At 37.3% G+C, this 19,558-nt stretch carries 17 protein-coding genes and 1 tRNA gene; 13 read left to right on the forward strand and 5 right to left on the reverse strand.

Going from position 1 to position 19,558, the window contains the following annotated elements:
• Positions 1-109 precede the first annotated feature (109 nt).
• Together A9G07_RS03070 and allC are read right to left on the reverse strand one after the other, a co-directional pair.
• Positions 110-1,330 carry an MFS transporter gene (locus A9G07_RS03070; RefSeq protein ID WP_065733976.1) on the reverse strand — a complete coding sequence of 407 codons (1,221 nt, stop codon included), beginning with the start codon at positions 1,328-1,330 and terminating at the stop codon, positions 110-112.
• A 12-nt stretch (positions 1,331-1,342) separates the two neighbouring features.
• Positions 1,343-2,569 (reverse strand): allantoate deiminase, encoded by a 1,227-nt coding sequence (gene allC / locus A9G07_RS03075; protein ID WP_065562616.1) that lies wholly within the window; start codon positions 2,567-2,569, stop codon positions 1,343-1,345.
• A gap of 398 nt (positions 2,570-2,967) precedes the next feature.
• On the opposite strand from allC, the gene fdrA reads away from it, so the two are divergent.
• The 9 genes from fdrA to A9G07_RS03120 all read left to right on the forward strand — a co-directional run bounded on the left by fdrA (position 2,968) and on the right by A9G07_RS03120 (position 13,031).
• Positions 2,968-4,635: an acyl-CoA synthetase FdrA gene (gene fdrA, locus A9G07_RS03080; protein WP_065562973.1), complete on the forward strand. Its 1,668-nt coding sequence runs from the start codon at positions 2,968-2,970 to the stop codon at positions 4,633-4,635.
• An 11-nt stretch (positions 4,636-4,646) separates the two neighbouring features.
• Entirely contained in the window at positions 4,647-5,906 is a 1,260-nt protein-coding gene (locus A9G07_RS03085; RefSeq protein WP_065733977.1) for a DUF1116 domain-containing protein, read from the forward strand.
• 3 nt (positions 5,907-5,909) lie between these two features.
• The gene (locus tag A9G07_RS03090; RefSeq protein ID WP_081303329.1) at positions 5,910-6,836 is read left to right on the forward strand and encodes a DUF2877 domain-containing protein; all 927 of its coding nucleotides are present in this window, start codon (positions 5,910-5,912) and stop codon (positions 6,834-6,836) included.
• Between the two features lie 3 nt (positions 6,837-6,839).
• Positions 6,840-7,763: an HTH-type transcriptional activator AllS gene (gene allS, locus A9G07_RS03095; RefSeq protein ID WP_065562976.1), complete on the forward strand. Its 924-nt coding sequence runs from the start codon at positions 6,840-6,842 to the stop codon at positions 7,761-7,763.
• A gap of 50 nt (positions 7,764-7,813) precedes the next feature.
• A complete protein-coding gene (locus A9G07_RS03100) occupies positions 7,814-9,046 on the forward strand; it encodes a pyridoxal-phosphate-dependent aminotransferase family protein (protein WP_065562977.1) in 1,233 nt (410 codons plus the stop codon).
• 192 nt (positions 9,047-9,238) lie between these two features.
• Positions 9,239-10,510: an MFS transporter gene (locus tag A9G07_RS03105; RefSeq protein WP_065733979.1), complete on the forward strand. Its 1,272-nt coding sequence runs from the start codon at positions 9,239-9,241 to the stop codon at positions 10,508-10,510.
• A 255-nt stretch (positions 10,511-10,765) separates the two neighbouring features.
• On the forward strand, positions 10,766-11,548 hold the full coding sequence (locus A9G07_RS03110) for a basic amino acid ABC transporter substrate-binding protein (protein ID WP_065733980.1): 783 nt from the start codon (positions 10,766-10,768) through the stop codon (positions 11,546-11,548).
• A 12-nt stretch (positions 11,549-11,560) separates the two neighbouring features.
• Positions 11,561-12,322, forward strand: coding sequence for an amino acid ABC transporter permease (locus tag A9G07_RS03115; RefSeq protein WP_065733981.1), 762 nt, complete (start codon positions 11,561-11,563; stop codon positions 12,320-12,322).
• On the forward strand, positions 12,309-13,031 hold the full coding sequence (locus tag A9G07_RS03120; protein ID WP_065562981.1) for an amino acid ABC transporter ATP-binding protein: 723 nt from the start codon (positions 12,309-12,311) through the stop codon (positions 13,029-13,031). Before A9G07_RS03115 ends, A9G07_RS03120 begins: the two co-directional genes overlap by 14 nt.
• Before the next feature lie 78 nt (positions 13,032-13,109).
• Here the strand turns inward: A9G07_RS03120 and fabB are convergent, their stop codons facing one another.
• Positions 13,110-14,321 carry a beta-ketoacyl-ACP synthase I gene (gene fabB, locus A9G07_RS03125; RefSeq protein WP_065733982.1) on the reverse strand — a complete coding sequence of 404 codons (1,212 nt, stop codon included), beginning with the start codon at positions 14,319-14,321 and terminating at the stop codon, positions 13,110-13,112.
• A 310-nt stretch (positions 14,322-14,631) separates the two neighbouring features.
• Between fabB and A9G07_RS03130 the strand changes: the two genes are divergently transcribed.
• On the forward strand, positions 14,632-15,897 hold the full coding sequence (locus A9G07_RS03130; RefSeq protein WP_065734169.1) for a putative DNA modification/repair radical SAM protein: 1,266 nt from the start codon (positions 14,632-14,634) through the stop codon (positions 15,895-15,897).
• A 3-nt stretch (positions 15,898-15,900) separates the two neighbouring features.
• Positions 15,901-16,680 carry a TIGR03915 family putative DNA repair protein gene (locus A9G07_RS03135; RefSeq protein ID WP_065733983.1) on the forward strand — a complete coding sequence of 260 codons (780 nt, stop codon included), beginning with the start codon at positions 15,901-15,903 and terminating at the stop codon, positions 16,678-16,680.
• Positions 16,681-16,725: 45 nt separating this feature from the next.
• Here the strand turns inward: A9G07_RS03135 and A9G07_RS03140 are convergent, their stop codons facing one another.
• A complete protein-coding gene (locus tag A9G07_RS03140) occupies positions 16,726-17,484 on the reverse strand; it encodes an MlaA family lipoprotein (protein WP_065562984.1) in 759 nt (252 codons plus the stop codon).
• Between the two features lie 119 nt (positions 17,485-17,603).
• On the opposite strand from A9G07_RS03140, the gene A9G07_RS03145 reads away from it, so the two are divergent.
• Positions 17,604-17,675 (forward strand) — tRNA-Arg (locus A9G07_RS03145).
• A 168-nt stretch (positions 17,676-17,843) separates the two neighbouring features.
• The gene (locus tag A9G07_RS03150) at positions 17,844-19,013 is read left to right on the forward strand and encodes a tyrosine-type recombinase/integrase (protein ID WP_081303330.1); all 1,170 of its coding nucleotides are present in this window, start codon (positions 17,844-17,846) and stop codon (positions 19,011-19,013) included.
• 255 nt (positions 19,014-19,268) lie between these two features.
• Here the strand turns inward: A9G07_RS03150 and A9G07_RS03160 are convergent, their stop codons facing one another.
• Positions 19,269-19,517 carry a hypothetical protein gene (locus A9G07_RS03160; RefSeq protein WP_065733986.1) on the reverse strand — a complete coding sequence of 83 codons (249 nt, stop codon included), beginning with the start codon at positions 19,515-19,517 and terminating at the stop codon, positions 19,269-19,271.
• Between the last annotated feature and the right edge of the window lie 41 nt (positions 19,518-19,558).

Genomic DNA, 19,558 nt, shown 5'->3' on the forward strand with positions numbered 1-19,558 from the left:
AATGATCTCCTTGGAACATATGCTTTAGATTTAGGCAAGGTTTGCCGTGAGTACTACTTTTTTCGACTATTTATCAAATATCGATAAATAGTCGATGCTTTTGCGTGAATCAGTTGGTTATGTGTTTACGCAAATTAATTAAAAAGAATAATGCTGTTGCAATAACTAAGATTGCAATAGCTACATAGAACCCCGTAATTTTGGTTCCTGTTATGTCCGCTAATAATCCAGTTAATGGTGGTGCTATCACTGATGAGCTCATGCCAAAGAAGTTAAATACACCAAATGCTGTGCCGTAACTGCTTTTTGGGGCAATTTCAGCCACGTGAGATATTAGAATCGGTTCAACAACAAACTTGCCAAATAATCCATAGAGGATTAATCCCATCAGTAATAAGGTGATGGTGGATGATTGGACAGCCATGAATAGTGTTCCGGCTGAAAGCAGTTCTAATACGATAATAAAAAATAGTCGTTTAGCACGAAATTTATCCGAGATTTTACTGATGACAAGTGCGCCAGGAATAGCGGCGAATGCGACTAAAGATGATGCAGAGCCAATGCTTCCGCCAGTAAAGCCTCGTTCAGTTTCAAGAAAGTTGGGTAACCAGCTTACCACCATGTAATAGCCATAGCATGTTGCAAAGTACATAATGTAACAAGCAACCATTGGGCTACTAAAAAAGTTATGTTTTTCTTTCGGCGCCGTTTCCGTTTTCTGTTTTTGGGTGATGACGCTTTTAATCGATGGCTCTTTAATGATAATTGCAAATCCAGCAATTAAGCAGAGTGTTAGAGCCGCAATAATATAGAGCATATATTGCCATGGCATATCCAACGCTTTAACTAGGAAGCTAGTGGATAATAAGCAAACACCCATACCTAACGCCGCGCCAGTGTTGATAATGGCAGAGGCGAAGCTACGATTTTCAGCTGGAATGTTTTCGGCTGATAGTGACCAAGCCGAACCATAGTAAGAGCCACAGCCAAGACCCGCCAGTAAGCTACCAATATAGATCATCATCATTGAGTGTGCATTACCAATCATGATAGCGGCAATGGTAAAGAGTATGAAGCCAGGAATCACGACGGCTTTTTTACCATATTTGTCAACTAAGATCCCAGCTGGAATTTGCATTAAGGTGTAGGAAAAAAAGTAACAGCTAGCAATTAAGCCCAGTTCAGTATTTGATTGTGGTCCTACAGTTTGTTGAATTTCAGGAAAAATCGCTGCTAATACGGGGCGATAAATCCACATCACTAACCAACCGAGGAATAATAAAGCGACGATTTTATGCCAGTACTGTATGCCACCTTTTTTTTCTGTCATTTTAATTCCTTATTATTCTTGATAAGCCAATTGATAAAGGGCATAAGTTAATGCTTTTATTCCTTCAACTAAGTCTTCGGTTTTAGTATCTTCAGCAGGGTTGTGGCTGATGCCTTTGATGCTTGGTACAAATAACATGGCGGTCGGTACTCGTGGTGCAAAAATTTGTGAGTCGTGACCGGCACCACTATGCATTACGCGATAACTTAGTTTTTCTTGGTTGCAGATGTTTTCGAGCATTTTTATAAGTTTGTCATCCATTGGAATTGGGGCTTCATCCATCCAACGATTTATTTCGATCTCAAGGCCCAGTTCTTTGGCGATGCGGATCATGTCAGCTTCAATCTCTTCGGTAAAGCTTTTAAGTTCTTCTTGGTTAGTGTGACGACAGTCTATTGTGAACATCACTTCCCCCGGAACGACGTTAACCACATTGGGTTTTGGTTCAACATGACCGAAGGTTAATACTAATGGATCACCCACTTTAATTGCTTTGTTAATGGATTCGTTGCAAATTCGGCTAAAAGCGTAGATAGCATCTTTACGGTAACTCATTGGTGTGGTGCCCGCATGATTTGCTTCACCTATTAAGCGGATGTTGTAACGACGTTGTCCAACGATGCTGGTTACAACCCCTATGCTTTTTTCTTCCCGCTCAAGTACGCCTCCTTGTTCAATGTGTAACTCTAAAAAGGCTTTGATATCGGTGCGTGCTTTTTGGGTGTTAAATTTAAATCCGCAGTTGTTCATTGCATCGACAAATTTAATGCCATTGTTGTCTTCGATATCGGCAACATCATCATTGTTGGCGATGGCAAATACGTTTTTGCTTCCCCAAAAGACATAAGGAAAGCGACTGCCTTCTTCTTCTGCCATGGAGATAAGTTCTAAGGTGCGTAATGGTTGGCCGTAGTTCTCTTTTAGGTATTTCATGGCAAGCATAGCTGCAATGATGCCAAGCTGGCCGTCAAGTTTGCCACCATTAACAACGGTATCAACATGCGAGCCAGACATGATGACTTGTTCTTTATATTTACTGCCTTCAAATCGACCATATAAGTTACCAATATCATCAAAATAGGTGTTCATGCCAATTTGTGAGAGTTTTTCTTTAATTGCATTTTGGGCAGTAAGCCATTGTTCAGTATAAAGTAATCGAGTTGTTCCGCCTTGTTCTAAACCACCAAAGCTCGATATCCATTTAACTGCATTAGCAACATCATCATATAAAATATTCATAAATATTTACCTGCTATTTAAAACTCCATCATCGTTAACATTTTGCTTTTAATGTTAACCGCACATATCGTGTCGATACTACGGATCATTTTAAATGTTTTTTTTGTTTACCATACTATTAATATCAAATAATAATGTGATCAAACTAGCTTTTTTATATTTGTGAAATTTAATTAAATTAAGTAGTTATTATTATAAAAAATTTTTTAACAATCTTTTATGATACTGATTTTAAATAATATTATATTTTTGATATCGTTAATGTTTTGTGATGTATAACCTGCTTATTGTTTATTTTTTCCGTAATATATAAATATAATCTAACTATTAGATTTTTTTAATGAGCTTAATGAGGTTCAAAGTTAACAGCACTTATCATATTTGAGGGGCCTATTCTCATGATTCAATCTTTTATAAAAAAGGGAAGCTTTCAAGATTCTGTTAGTTTGATGTTGATATCAAAAAAACTGAGTAATCTTGATGAGGTTGATGAAGTATCTGTCATGATGGGTACTCCTGCCAATAAATCTTTATTAACCGCAACAGGTTTTTGGAGTGATAGTTTTAATGATGCAACGCCAAATGATATTTGTGTCGCGATTAAAACCAAAGATGACTCTAATGATGTTGTCGAGTTGATTAGTCAACAACTTGAGGATGCACTAAAAAATATCGCTCAAGCTCAGCAAGGTGGTGCAAAACTACTTAAAGCAAGGCGTTTAGCTAGCGCAACGAAAAAATTACCTGATGCTAATTTAGTGTTAATTTCGATTGCTGGGGAGTACGCTGCTGAGCTAGCCGATCAAGCTTTAGACGATAATAAAAACGTGATGATTTTTTCTGATAATGTGTCAATCGAAGATGAAATCCGTTTAAAAACTAAAGCGTCTAAAAAAGATTTAATTGTGATGGGCCCCGATTGTGGGACGGCCTTTATCGCGGGGGCACCCTTAGCGTTTTCTAATGTTATTCCTAAAGGGAATATTGGGGTAATTGGGGCGTCTGGTACGGGTATTCAAGAAGTGGTTTCACAAATCGCTCTATTGAATCAAGGTATTACGCAAGCTATCGGTTTGGGTGGGCGTGATTTGTCGCTTGAAGTCGGGGGGATTAGTGCGCTTACTGCCTTAAATATGCTCGCTGCCGATGCTGATACACAAGTGATTACCTTTATTTCTAAACCGCCAGCAGACAGTGTGCGGGAAAAAGTGATTTCAGCCATGAAGTTAATCCCTAAACCGGTGGTGGCTTTATTTTTGGGCTCGAAAATCGATAAACCTCAAGACGATAATATCTATTTTGCACGCACATTAGATGAAGCAGCTCGATTAGCCTGTTTATTAAGTCCAGTTGAAGCGATAGCGAATAAGTTGCCTAATTTAGCCAATAAAACGATTACAGGGTTATATACTGGCGGTACCTTAGCTTCAGAAGCGGCGATGTTGCTTGCTCAGGAATTAAATCTCACTACCAGTCATCATCACGATAAAGGGATTATGTTAGATCAACAGGGGCATAAAATTATTGATTTAGGTGATGATTTTTACACTGTAGGTAAACCTCATCCTATGATTGATCCTTCTATTCGCGAAGATAAAATCGCTCAGCTTGGTGAAAATCACGACGTAGGTGTATTACTTGTTGATTTGGTTATTGGCTATGGCGCAAATGCCAATCCGGCTGAGTCAGTTATTTCAGGTTATCAAAAAGCCTGTGCTAAACGAGGTGATAATCATCCATTGATAGCTATCGCAACCGTGACTGGTTCAGAGCAAGATCCGCAATGTCGTAGTAAGCAAATTGAAGCGTTAGAATCAGCGAATATTGTTGTAATGAATAATTTACCGGAAGCTATTTTGTTAGCTAAAAAACTGATTACACCGGTTAAATCAAATAATTTCATTAAACCATATCCTTTATTAAGCCATATTAGTGTGATTAATGCTGGTTTAAGAAGTTTTGCTGAAGATCTTCAATCATCGAATATTCCTGTTGTGCATTATCAATGGGCGCCAATAGCCGGCGGTAATAAAAAATTAGCGGCTATTTTGCAAAAATTAAATTAAGAGGTTTTGATATGTTACGTACTGCAATAAATGAAGCAAACCAAAAAATTATTGAACGAATTAAAGCTGCTAGACCTCATTGGGTAGGCGTTATATCCGCTAAAGAAGCTGTACCAACCTTGGCGCAAGGTAAAAAATTACTTCATGCTGGACCGCCGATTGTTTGGCATGATATGACTGGGCCAATGCAAGGTGCTTGTATTGGTGCTTGCTTGTTTGAAGGCTGGGCTCAAGATGAGAAGCAAGCTTTGCATTTGTTAGAGTCAGGCCAAGTAGAATTTATCCCTTGTCATTCTGTTAATGCCGTTGGTCCAATGGGGGGGATTACGTCAGCCAATATGCCAATGATTGTGGTTGAAAACATTACCCATGGTAATCGTGCTTACTGCAATTTAAATGAAGGTATTGGTAAAGTGATGCGTTTTGGTGCTTATGGCAAGGAGGTTTTAGACCGTCATCGTTGGATGAAAGAGTCGTTAGGGCCCGCCTTGAATGATGCATTAAAACTGTTTGATAATGGTATCGATTTAACCGCTTTGATGGCACAAGCTATTACAATGGGTGATGAATTCCATCAACGTAATATTGCCGCTTCAGCACTATTATTAAGAACGCTTTCACCAAAATTAATTTTACTTGATCGTAGTAAAGCGGAAATGGAGAAAATCTTTAGCTTTTTAAGCGTGACAGATCAGTTCTTCTTAAATGTTGCTATGGCATTTTGTAAATCAATTATGGATAGCGCAGCGCAAATTAAAGAAGGATCTATCGTTACAGCAATGACACGTAATGGTAAAGAATTTGGTATTAAAGTCAGTGGACTTGGCGATCAGTGGTTTACCGCGCCAGTTAATACTCCGCAAGGTCTATTCTTTACTGGCTATTCTCAAAAAGATGCAAACCCAGATATAGGTGATAGTGCTATTACTGAAACCTTTGGTATAGGCGGGGCGGCTATGGTTGCAGCGCCAGGGGTAACTCGCTTTGTTGGTGCCGGTGGCACGGATGTTGCATATGAAGTATCTGAAGAGATGAGTGAAATCTATCTAGAACATAATATGTTATTCCAAATTCCTACATGGAATTTCCAAGGATGCTGTTTAGGGTTAGATCTTCGTTTAGTTGTCGAAACTGGGATCACGCCACTAATTAATACTGGTATTGCCCATAAACAAGCAGGAGTGGGCCAAATTGGTGCAGGTACAGTTAGAGCACCGTTAGCTTGTTTTGAAAAAGCACTCGAGGCATTAGCAAAAAAATTAGAAATATAGGCTATGAGTTTGATGTATGTAGATGATGAATGCTTAAATAAGTCGCTAAATAATCAGCGACTTACTATCCCCGCTTTTGATTATTTGCAAGAGCGTGGTTTGTCGCAAGCATCTCATATTATCAAACCACTTTTAGTTAGTGCGGATATTCCGATAAAAGCAGGTGAGTTGTCGCACTTTAGTACTCATCAGCAAACGATTAATTTAATCAATGCTGATCAGCAATTAATTACTATACATCGTTATAATAGCGGTTTGTCGCCCATGGGTATTGTACTTAAATCGTCTGATTTTGATTATATTTTGTCGTTAGGTAGTGATTTATCCATTTATCAATCGGCAACGGGTGATTTGCAAGTCGGGATTTTTTTAATTTCACTTGATACGCATGTTTGTCAGTTAAATATAAAAAAACATTCATTAGTTAATAAATCACAAATTGCTAATCTATTGAAAGAGATAGAAAATCCGACGGGGTTATTTGGTAAATTAAGTGACAATTTATCGGGTCAATATCAACTCGAATTATTATGTAATACCATGACTAATTTGATGAATGGTAAAGCAGATGATATTACGCCGTTTATTGGCTTAGGACCGGGTTTAACGCCAAGTTTTGATGATATTATCGTGGGGATGTTGGCGGTTATCTCAAGCGATTGCCGTTTTGACAATCAAATTCGACAGCTTAAATTCGCCTTTGAGCGTTTGTCATTACATTTGTTAACCACAACTGTTAGTGCTAGTTTTTTGACTTATGCACTGCAAGGTAAATTTTCGTTGTTGGTGCTACAAGTGATTAATTCATTTGCACAACATAAATATCACCATTCATCAATAAAAAATTTATCGAATTATGGTCACACCTCTGGATCCGATCTCTTACTTGGTATATGGTTAGGTATTGATCGTTTTGTTTTAAGGGATTAAATCGTGCTAGATACAGAAACCATGCGGACCTTTATTAAAGTAGTTGAGAGCAATAGCTTTTCAAAAGCGGCTAAGCTACTTTACAAAACACCAGCAGCGATTAGTTATCGTATTAAATCATTGGAAGCCGATCTTAATACTCAACTTTTTGAACGAACCACACGGACTGTGACACTAACGCTGGCAGGGCAACATCTTTATGAGCAATGTAGCCAATGGTTGCTTTGGTTATCAACCATGCCTGATGAGTTACAACAGATTCGTGATGGTGTTGAGCGAAAAATTAATATTACCATCAATAATCTGCTCTATGATGTTGAGGCGGTAGCCGATTTGTTGACGTTTTTAAAAGAGAAATTCCCTTTTACTACTTTCAATATAAATCGACAAGTTTATATGGGAGTGTGGGATTCGTTATTGCATGGTGAGTGCCATTTAGCGATTGGCGCAACAGGCACTGAATCGCTTGATACGATGATTAATATACTACCTCTTGGTGAAGTAAGTTGGGTGTTTGTGGCAGCCAAAAATCATCCGATCACCCAAATTGATGGGGCGTTATCTAATGATACTTTACGTAAGTATCCGGCAATTAATGTTGAAGATACCTCTGTGCATATGAATAAACGAGTGGCTTGGTTATTACCTAGCCAATCTGAGATTATTGTGCCAAATATTACCACTAAGTTGGCTTGCCATTTAAGAGGATTAGGTATTGGTTTTTTACCCAAATCAATCTGCCAATCTTATTTAGATTCAGGTGAATTGATTGCCTGTAAAGTGGTTAATGAACGTAAGCCATCGCCATTGTCATTAGCATGGAAAAAATCGCATATGGGCAAAGTGATGAATGAAATTGTTAATCTGTTTAAGTTTCATCATCCCATTGCCAATAATTTTTTGAAAAATATAGATAAGAGAAGATGAGTTAGTGTAATCTTCAAACAATTAACTCGATATTAATAAAGGAAAAAATAATGTTAGACCTAGATAAATATGACCAAATTAATCCGCCTACGCGACTATTAATGGGACCAGGTCCAATCAATGCTGATCCTCGTGTCACTAGAGCGATGGCGGCACCTTTAATTGGCCAGTTTGACCCAGTTATGACTGATTATATGAATCAGACTATGTCACTTTATCGAGATATTTTTAAAACCAAAAATGAGCAAACTTTTGTTATTGATGGTACTGCAAGAGCCGGTATTGAAGCCGTTCTTGTGTCAACAATTAAACCGGGTGACAAAGTATTAGTACCCGTATTTGGTCGTTTTGGTTTATTACTTTGTGAAATTGCCCACCGTTGTCGTGCTGATGTGCATACTATTGAAGTGCCATGGGGTGAAGTTTTTGATCCTAATGTTATTGAAGATGCTATCAAAAAAGTCAAACCCAAACTATTACTTTGCGTGCAAGGTGACACTTCAACCACATTATTGCAACCATTGGATAAAATTGGTGAAATTTGTCGTCGCCATGGTGTGTTGTCTTATGTCGATGCAACTGCTTCGATTGTGGGTAACCCACTTGAAGTTGATAAATGGCAACTTGATGGCGTTTCAGTGAGTTTACAAAAATGTTTAAGTGGACCTCCAGGTGTTGCTCCTCTTACTTTAAGTCCAAAAATGGTCGAAATTATTCAAGCTCGTAAATGTGTTGAACTGGGTATTCGTGCTGAAAATGATGCGGGTGGCCGAGATGAGATGATCTATTCTAACTATTTTGATATCGATATGATTATCCGTTACTGGAGTTCTGAACGTATCAACCACCACACTGAAGCGACCTCAATGCTTTATGCTGCACGCGAATGTGCTCGAATTGTGTTACAAGAAGGTTTAGATAACGTGATTGAGCGTCATCGCGTTAATGGGGCTGCAATGGTTGCTGGTTTACAAGCTATGGGACTTGAGTTGTTTGGCGATCTCGATCATAAAATGAATAATGTCGTTGGTGTGGTTCGTCCGGAACATATTAATGACCTTGAAGTTCGTAATTTAATGTTAAATGATTTTGGTATTGAAATCGGTGCTTCATTCGGTCCGCTTAAAGGTAATGTATGGCGTATTGGTACTATGGGCTATAATGCTAGAAAATCTTGTGTCATGCAAACATTAACCGCGTTTGAAGCTGTGTTAAATCGAGTTGGTTTTAAAACAGTACAAGGGGCTGGTTTACAAGCTGCCTGGAACGTTTATAACAGCTAATAATTAAATAATAATAAAAGTTCACTGAAGTGAGCGGAATTATACCCATTGGATTTTTGAGCTTTTAATTTAGAACGAAGTAATTTGTTGGTCAAAATGTCAACAAATTACTCTAAAAATAGAGTAAATTTAAAATAGTAGCAAAAATGTTAACTTTAAGTTAATTGGGATGATATTATTTAAGGAAATTTTATGAATAAATTGAATACTAAAATTCCTACCTCTGGGTATAATCAAAAAAAATGGAAAGGGCGTTATACCATTTTATTACTATTATGGTCAGGTTGGTTACTTTCGTTTCTTGATCGTATGGTAATGAATGTCTCATTGCCGTTTATTGGCCATGATCTTGGTATCGATAAAACTGTACAAGGTTCAATTATTAGTGCATTTTTTATTGGTTATGCACTGTTCCAAATTCCCGGTGGTTATTTATCAGATAAATTTGGTCCGCGTAAAGTGATGGCTTTTGCCATTATTTGGTGGTCGATGTTTACGCTTTTTACCGGTCTAATTTATGTATTACCATTAATGTTACTGACTCGCTTCATGTTTGGTGCCGGTGAAGGTTGTTTCCCAGCTTCGTCTTGGAAAACTATCGCTACTTATTTTCCTGCCAAAGAACGAGGACGAGCAACGGCAATTCAATCTTCCGTCAATACATTAGGACCAGCAATATCTGTAATTGTGGCAGTTGCCATTATTGAATGGTTAGGTTGGCGCGATGTATTTATCATCTTAAGTATTCCTGGTTTTATATTAGGCTTTTTTATCTATAAGTTTATTCGCAATAATCCATCTGAAAATAGTCTGATTGGTGCTGATGAACTGCAAGAATTAGAAATAATCAACGATAATGTCTCAGTCGAAGAGAGCTCGTCTTCGTTAATAGATGTATTGAAAATGCCAATACTCTGGAAGTTATCGCTAATTTGGTTCTTATTTGATATCACATTTTGGGGATTCACCACTTGGTTACCAAGTTATTTACTTGAGGCAAGAGGATTATCGCTCTCCAAAACCGGTATCTTAGCTGCAATCCCATTCTTATTTGGTGCGTTAGGAACTTTAGTTGGTGGCTATTTTGCTGATAAGTTCGAACAAAAATTAAAATATGTATATGGTTTAACCGCTTTTATCTCTGGGATATTTCTTTTCTTAATGTTCCAAGTCGATAATCTTGAGGCGGCTATAGTCTTCCAATGCGTATCAGCACTCTTTATGTTTATCGCATTTGCTATCTTTTGGGGAATGCTAATGCATATGATTCCGCCGGTAATCATGGGCAAAGCCTCAAGTATCGTCAACTTTGGTGGACAAGTTGCAGGCGTATTATCACCATTCATTATCGGCTTCCTTATCGACAACGCCAACGGAGGCTACAACCACGCCTTCTTATTTATGGTGATCGCGTTAATAAGCTCAGCGGTATTGACCTTTTTCATTAAAAAAATGAATATTTAGTTAATCTACATGATGAGATATATTGGGAAAATACTCAAACTTGGTTTGAGTATTTTTTTCTTTGATGAATGGTTTATTCTAAGAGTAATTTAATTATTAATCAGTGTATTTTTTAAATGCAAAAAAAGTTGAGGAGCGGGGTTTTTAGCCTCTATAAAAGCATTAATTAATCACCAATTAAGTTAAATATTCTGTTGAAATATTTTGCTTAAAAGTTATTATGTTTCGAATATTTATTTATAGATAGGAATCTGTATGCGTAATTCTTTTTTTTCTGTAATTTTGTCTTCTCTTTTATTATTCACATCTTCATTTAGTTTTGCCAGTGAGCAGACTTATGTGGTTGGAGCAGGGGGAACATATCGTCCTTTTGAGTATGAAAATAGCGATAAGCAGTTAGAAGGCTTTGATATTGATCTTATTAAAGCGATTGCTGAAGCTCAAAATTTTAAAATCAAATTAATTAATACGCCATGGGAAGGCATTTTTGCTACTTTAGATAATGGTGAGCGCGATATTATCATTTCAGGTATCACTATAACTGAAAAGCGTAAAAACTCTGTTGATTTTTCATTACCGTATTTTCCGGCTGAGCAAGTTATTGTTTCTCAAAAAACAACTGAAATTAAGTCAATTGCTGATTTAAGCAATCATACTGTTGGAGTGGTTAATGGTAGTACGGCTGATGTGGTTGTTTCTAAAGTACTCGGTAAGAATAGCACTGCAATCAAACGTTTTGATAATACGCCGTTATTGCTACAAGAGCTTTATGAAGAAGGCATAAGTGCAGCTGTTGCTGATGTTGGTGTGGTTAAGTTTTATATTAAAATGCATCCCGGTAAAGATTTCAATTTAGTTTATGATAATAGTTTTGAATCGCAATATTTTGGTATTGCCGTTGCTAAAGGTAATACTGAATTACGCAATAGCATCAATGAAGGCCTGAAAAAAATTGTTGCAGACGGTACTTATGCTTCAATTTATAAAAAATGGTTCGATAATAATGTTCCATCTTTACCATTAGATTCTAAAGAGTAAAGTGGAATAGTCATGGCATTTAATTGGCAAATTATTGAAGAATATACGCCCCTCTTTATCGAGGGGGCAAAATTAACCGTTCAATGTACTATTATTTGTGTCATTTTAGGGACATTATGGGGATTGACGTTAGGTATTGGGCGAACCGCATCAGCTAAATTTGGTTTTTGGAGATGGGTGCTTCACTATGGTGTACAATGGCCTGTTAAAATTTATGTTAGTGCTTTTCGTGGTACACCACTATTTGTTCAAATCATGGTAGTGCATTATGTATTAATGCCATATTTTCTAAACCCTCGTGATGGATTATTGGTTTCCGATAATCTTATTTCAATGTCCACCGCTCGTTATTGGCGTACTGAGTATGGGGCGTTTATTTCCTGTGTTACGGCAATTACGTTAAATGCCGGTGCCTATATTTCCGAAATCTTTAGAGCAGGGATTGAATCAATCGATAAAGGACAAATGGAAGCTGCAAGGTCACTTGGAATGAGCTATGGTAGTACCATGCGTAAAGTAATTTTACCACAGGCTTTTAAACGTATGCTTCCACCTTTGGGTAATAATGCAATAGCTATTTTGAAAGATTCGTCACTCGGTGCAGCGATCGGTCTGGCTGATTTAGCTTTTGCTGCAAGAACATCTGGAGCTGCATATGGGTCTTATACTGAACCTTATATTGTGATTTCTATTGTGTATTGGGTAATGACATTCTTGCTTTCATTATTAGTAAAATATTTAGAAAAAAGGTTAGGCAAAAGTGATTCACATTAAAAATCTACAAAAACAATTTGGCGATATTCATGTGCTACGAGGTATTTCTTGTGATATTCAGGAAAAAGAGGTGATTTCTATTATTGGCCCTTCGGGCTCAGGTAAAAGCACCTTTTTACGTTGCATTAATGGATTAGAAGATATTACTTCAGGCGAGATTGAAGTTAATGGGTTTAAATTGCCAGATGCTAAAACCAATATCAATCAACTCCGTGAATCAGTTGGCATGGTTTTTCAGCGTTTTAATCTTTTTCCACATATGACGGTATTGGAAAATTTAATTTTGGCACCAATGGATGTCAAGAAGATGCCAAAAAATGATGCAATTAATAAGGCTGAAGGTTTATTAGTTAAGGTTGGTTTGATTGATAAGATTGATGCTTATCCAAATCAATTATCCGGTGGTCAACAACAACGTGTCGCGATTGCTAGATCATTGATGATGGACCCGAAAGTTATGCTTTTTGATGAACCTACTTCGGCGTTAGATCCTGAGTTAGTCGGTGAAGTTTTAGCCGTGATGAAGGCACTTGCTCAAGAGGGGATGACCATGGTGGTTGTCACGCATGAGATGGGTTTTGCTAGAGAGATGTCAACTCGTGTTATTTTTATCGATCAGGGCATCATTCAAGAACAAGGTTCACCTGAGCAAATTTTTAATCATCCTCAAAATGAAAGAACACAGCTGTTTTTAAGTAAAGTATTATAATTGATCTACTTGATTGATTAAGCTATAAAAAAACCGCACTAATGAGGGCGGTTTTTTATTAAACATTAACTATCAGACTCAAGCTTTATATTTTTTCATGACAATTGAAGCGTTAGTGCCACCAAAACCAAAGCTATTTGACATTACTGTTGTTAATTCACGTTCAGTTGGCTCGGTAATAATGTTCATTCCAACTGCTTCATCAGCGAGTTCGTCGATGTTGATACTAGGTGTGATAAAGCCGTGTTCAAGCATAAGTAATGAATAGATTAATTCTTGAGCACCGGTTGCACTCAATGAGTGGCCAGTCATTGATTTAGTCGAAGAGATAGCTGGAATGTTATCTCCAAATACTTGTTTGATTGCCCATAATTCTTTTACGTCACCAACTGGTGTTGAAGTTCCGTGAGTGTTGATATAATCAACTGGTGCGTCAAGATCTTGAATAGCAAGTTGCATACAACGCATTGCACCTTCACCAGATGGTGCAACCATGTCATAACCATCAGATGTTGCACCGTAACCAACTAGTTCACCATAGATATGTGCACCACGTGCAAGGGCGTGTTCAAGTTCTTCAACAACTACCATTCCAGCACCGCCAGCGATAACGAAACCGTCACGGTTTTTATCATAAGCGCGTGATGCTTTTTCTGGGGTGTCGTTGTATTTGGTTGATAATGCGCCCATTGCGTCAAATTCACATGACATTTCCCAGCAAAGTTCTTCTCCTCCACCAGCAAATACAATGTCTTGTTTGCCAAGTTGGATAAGTTCTGCTGCATGACCAATACAGTGAACTGATGTTGCACAAGCAGATGTCATTGAGTAGCTAACACCTTTAATTTTAAATGGTGTGGCTAAACATGCAGATATTGCAGATGACATTGATTTAGTTACTGCGTAAGGACCAACACCTCTTAAACCTTTTTCTTTCATGCCGGCAACGACATTATATTGAGTTTTGGTTGAGCCACCATAACCAGCGATTAGACCTGTACGAGGATTAGATACTTGTTCTGGGGTTAATTTTGCATCTTCGATTGCTTGCTGTAGAGCCAGATAACCATAAATAGATGCATCGTTCATAAAACGGACAACTTTGCGATCAATAAGCCCAGTTGTATCTAATTTTACATTACCACATACATGGCTGCGCATTCCACTATCTTTCATTTCTTGAGAGAAAGTAATACCACTTCGGCCCACTTTCAATGATTCTAAAACTTCTTTGGTATTATTCCCAATACTTGAAAGAATACCTAATCCTGTGATTACTACACGTTTCATCTAATGCTTTACTCCTAAATTAACCAGCTTCGTATGAAAAATTGGTGTGATTATAGCGTACACTTGTAAGCTGAACAATACCCTATGATTGATTTTATTTCACAATTTTTAAATAAGATAGGGTTAGTGGAATAAGTAATCAATAATACTCCCGCTTTTTACATTTTATTTATAGTCTCTTAATAAAGTAGAGTTTATATGCAGTTTTATTGAGCAAATATTTCCTATTTTTGATCTGATAATTTACTTGCAGATGCAAGTAAAATAGCTATAATACTGTAAATATATACAGTCATTGGTGGTGATTATGATTCAAGACAAAATGATGTCAAAGCTTGAGATATTGGCAGAATCAGCAAAATATGATATTTCGTGCGCATCAAGCGGTACCTCGCGCAATAATAAAAATAAAGGTATTGGTAATGCCTCTCGTTGTGGTATCTGTCATTCTTTTACCGCCGATGGTCGATGTGTCTCGTTATTAAAGATTATGCTAACCAATTACTGCATGTTTGATTGTGCTTACTGTATTAATCGCCAAAGTAATGATATCCCACGAGCTGGATTTACTCCAAAAGAATTAGCCGATTTAACCATTGAGTTTTACCGTCGCAATTATATCGAAGGACTTTTTTTAAGCTCTGGTATTATGCGTAGTGCTGATCACACAATGGAAAAAATGATTCGGGTAGTCAAAATTCTACGTCAAGAATACAATTTTAATGGTTATATCCATATGAAAGCTATTCCTGGCGCAAGTAATGAGCTTATCAAAGAAGCCGGTTTATTAGTAGATAGAATGAGTGTCAATCTAGAGATTCCTACTGAACGTAATTTAAAATTACTTGCACCGGATAAAGATCATCAAACGATCTATCAACCAATGCGTCATATCCAACAAAATTTGATGGAAAATATTGAAGATCGCAAAAAAATTAAGTCTACTCCAAAATTCGTACCAGCAGGGCAGAGCACCCAGGTTATTATTGGGGCGACAGATGAAACCGATAATCAAATATTACAACTCACCGCCAAACTTTATAAACGCCCAAGTATGAAGCGGGTTTACTATTCGGGGTTTATTCCAGTCAATAGTTATGACAAGCGATTGCCGGTGTTGCAAGAAGTTCCACGCGTTCGCGAAAATCGTTTATACCAAGCTGATTGGTTACTTCGTTTTTATGATTTTAGTGTCGATGAGATTGTTAATGATGAACATCCCGATCTTGATTTAACTGTCGATCCAAAATTATCTTGGGCAATTCGTAATCCGCAGTTTTTTCCTGTAGATATCAATCGCGATAGTTATCGAAAAATTTTGCGAGTTCCTGGCATTGGTGTTAAATCAGCAAAATTAATAGTGATGGCAAGGCGACATCGAAAACTTAATATTGAAGCGTTAAAACGCATAGGCGTTGTGCTTAAACGTGCGCAATTTTTTATTGTATGTCACGAAATGAGTACCTATAAATTGCTCGAGTCATCTGCTGAATATATTCGACTGAACCTGCAAGATCCGCCATTACTTGAAGCTAAAAAAGATCCTATTCCTCAGCAGCTTGTGATGGGATGGTAAGTTATGCTAGCTTTTTATTATGACAAATCTTTCGAAGGATTGTTATGCGCGGTTTTTGATGCGTTTAAACTTAAAAAAATGCCGGAATGCTTGTTGTCGGATGATGATGTTGTACCGCTTTTGGTATCTGATTCTCACCATGTTGAATTTCGTAATAGCAAGTATGAAAGGGTATACTCGGCGCTACAAAAAAAGTTATCCAAGATTGCACTAAATCAGATCTTATTTACTTGGTTATCAGAGCTGCCTGAAAGTGATTTAATCATTTTTCGTTATATTTGCAAAGTATTTAAATCTAACTATTCAATTGAAACTGATTTTGGCGATCCAGATGTATTAGCCATTCATGATATCGCTAAAAAAGTGAATAAAGAAAAACACCATATCCAACAATTTGTTCGATTTAATGCTATCAAAAATCCAACAAGTGATGAAAAGATCTATTTTGCGGTTATTGGTCCCATTTATAATGCTTTACCATTAACGACACGATTCTTTAAAGATCGTTATGCCGACCAAAAATGGGCTATTTATGATGAAAAACGCCAGTATGGTTATTTTTATGATTTAGAAAAATTGGAGAAAATATCGTTAAACGATGATCTGATTGTCAATAACAAAATTAACCAAGATTATTTAACTGATGATGAAAAACTTTTTCAGACCATGTGGTACCGTTATTGTAATGCACTAACGATAAAAGAAAGAATTAACCCAAAATTACAACGACAAAATATGCCAAGACGATTTTGGCAACACTTACCTGAAATGCAGCAAAAATAAAAAACGCCGAACAAGCCGGCGTTTTTTATTAATGTAGGGAAAATTCTATTGGGCGTCGATATCGCTAATAATACCGTTGATGCTTTCTTGGCGTTGTTTCTCTTTTTTCTCATCAACTTTACCGCCTGACGCATTAAAGTCATTACGTTGGAAGTAAGCATTACGCATAAAGTTATAAGGGTCATCACTATTTTTAAGCAGATCTTCATACTCAATAGCTACGGCACGAGCTTCAACGCCATCAACAACGCCACGAACTAGTGCCCATTCCCAATCTAACCAAACAAGTGGTGGGTATAAGGTGTCAACGATGTCACCACCTTCCTGACGAAGTGTCGCAGAACCATAGAAAGGTAATACAACATAAGGACCATAAGGTACATCATAGTGACCTAATGTTTGACCAAAACTACGTTTAGAGCCTTTTTGCAATTGAGGATCCGCCATTCCAGCAACATCAAATATACCCGCCACACCAAAAACGGTATTGATAAAGAATCGAGCTAAATGTTTACCAGATTCACGGCCTTCGCCTTGTAGTGCACTATTAACTACTGAAGCTGGCTCAGAAAGGTTAGATGAAAAATTAACAACGCCTTTACGCACAGGTGTTGGTACATAATCTTTCCATACCACAGCTGCAGGGCGTAAAATATAAGGATCAAGGGCATAATAGTTAACATCAAACATGGTTTTGTTAAAACCCGATAATGGGTCACTATAACTGTTGGTTTCAGCTTGATAAGTGGCACAACTTGTCAGTGCTAAAACCGAGAACATCATACCTATTATTCTTTTTTTCATAATGTTATAAATCATAATTGACGAATGTTAAGATTGTATCATGTTTGTTCAAAATAGAAAATTTTTCATTATTTAAATAGTAATATCTTGATAAATTTATTAGAATAACCGCCCGAGATGACCTCATAGTTAAATGGATATAACGAGCCCCTCCTAAGGGCTAGTTGCAGGTTCGATTCCTGCTGGGGTCAAATTCCCTTAAACTTATTATTACTCTCCTTTACGCCAAAAGCCTTTATAAAACTGGATTTTGGTAGTTTTTCTCACTCAGCTACACTCTCTTTTACGTTTGACAACGCAAACCTTTCTACGGTATATTTACGGTATATTTTAATACCGCAACAAAAAATACCGTAATTATGCTAACTATAAAAGCCATTGATTCAGCAAAACCCAAAGATAAGCCCTATAAGTTACCAGATTTTGAAAGCCTGTATTTGTACATTACACCTAGTGGAACTAAATCATGGCGGTACGATTATAGTTTCAACGGTAAACGGAAAACACTAACAATCGGTAAATATCCGTATATCAGTTTATCTGATGCCCGTAATGAGAAGGATATTGCCAGACAATTATTAGCGCACGGTCGAGATCCATCAGTAGAACGCAAAAAGAAAGCGTTGCTCTCAAACATGGCACAGGGTAATACATTCAGCAAAATAGCTATGGAATGGTACGAAAACAAAAAACGAAGTTGGTCACTAAACACTCGGAAAACCATACTTACTTATTTTGAAAAAGACATATTTCCTTATGTTGGAGAGATGGACATTTCGCAGATAAAACCAATTGAAATGTTAAATTGTTTAAAACAAATTGAAAATCGAGGGGCTTTAGAAATCGCTAAAAAGATGAGGCAGCGGTGTACTGAAGTTTTTCAATATGCAATTATTACAGAGCGAGCAGAGAATAACCCAGCCCGAGAACTGGCAACAGCGATGGTGACACGTACACCTAAAAATTATGCATTTTTAATTGAAGATGATATGCGGGAGTTTATGAAAGCTTTACAAACTTATTCGGGTAATATCCTTGTAAGGTACGCTACCGAGTTATTAATATTAACTGCGGTGCGGACGGTAGAATTGTTGCGGTGTAAATGGGAGTATGTTAATTTTGAGAAACGTTACATTTTACTACCCGAGACATTAATAAAAAAAGACAGGGTGCACATAGTCCCGTTATCAAAGCAGGCTATAAATATACTAAGATTTTTACACCCAATTACTGGGAATTGTGATTTTGTTTTTCCGGGGCGAAATAACATACAATCGCCTATGTCAAATGGTGCTATTTTGGGGTTGATAAAAAGGTTGGGATTTGCCAAACGTGCAACAGGGCACGGATTTAGGCATCAGTTTTCGAGTGTTTTAAATGAGCATAACTTTAATCGTGATTGGATAGAGAAACAACTAAATCACGAGGAGGAGGGTGTGCGCGGTATTTACAATCACGCACAATATTTGGAGGGTAGGCGTCAGATGATGCAATGGTATGCGGATTACATTGATAGTTTAACCGCATAACTGTTTTTCCTGAAACTCCTGTTTTATCTGTTCAAGGTAGGTGTTTACTGTGGACAGTTTCCATCGAGGGTGTCGCCCCAAATATAGATCTGGTTTCGGGAATTTATCCGATGCAACCCACCGATCCAATGTTCTATCATCTATACTGATGTACGCACAAACTTGCGCCTTATTGTATAGTGGGTTTTCTACTATTAGTTTATTTGTCATTATTATTCTCCTAACTCAATATCATTTTTATATAGTTCGCTATATTTAGTCATGTTCGGTTCCTTTTGCATATTCAAGTGCTTTTTTAACAGCGCTTTTTACCAATTGTCTTTGATGAGCTCTTTTATATTTTGTTTGAAATGTTTCAAAATTATCCCCATCTCTGTTAGCGTTTTCTATAAAATCACAATCGTCAGTGCTTTCACATTTACTAAGATAATCTTCGAATGCTGTACAGATAGAGTCATATTCGTCTGGGGTTACGCTGATTGTTACTGCTTTACGATTTCCCATAATTAATCCTTGAGCCCTAACGCTCGTAAGTTGAATAGGGC

The organism is Gilliamella sp. wkB72 (assembly GCF_001693745.1).
Lineage (GTDB): Bacteria > Pseudomonadota > Gammaproteobacteria > Enterobacterales > Orbaceae > Gilliamella > Gilliamella apicola_E.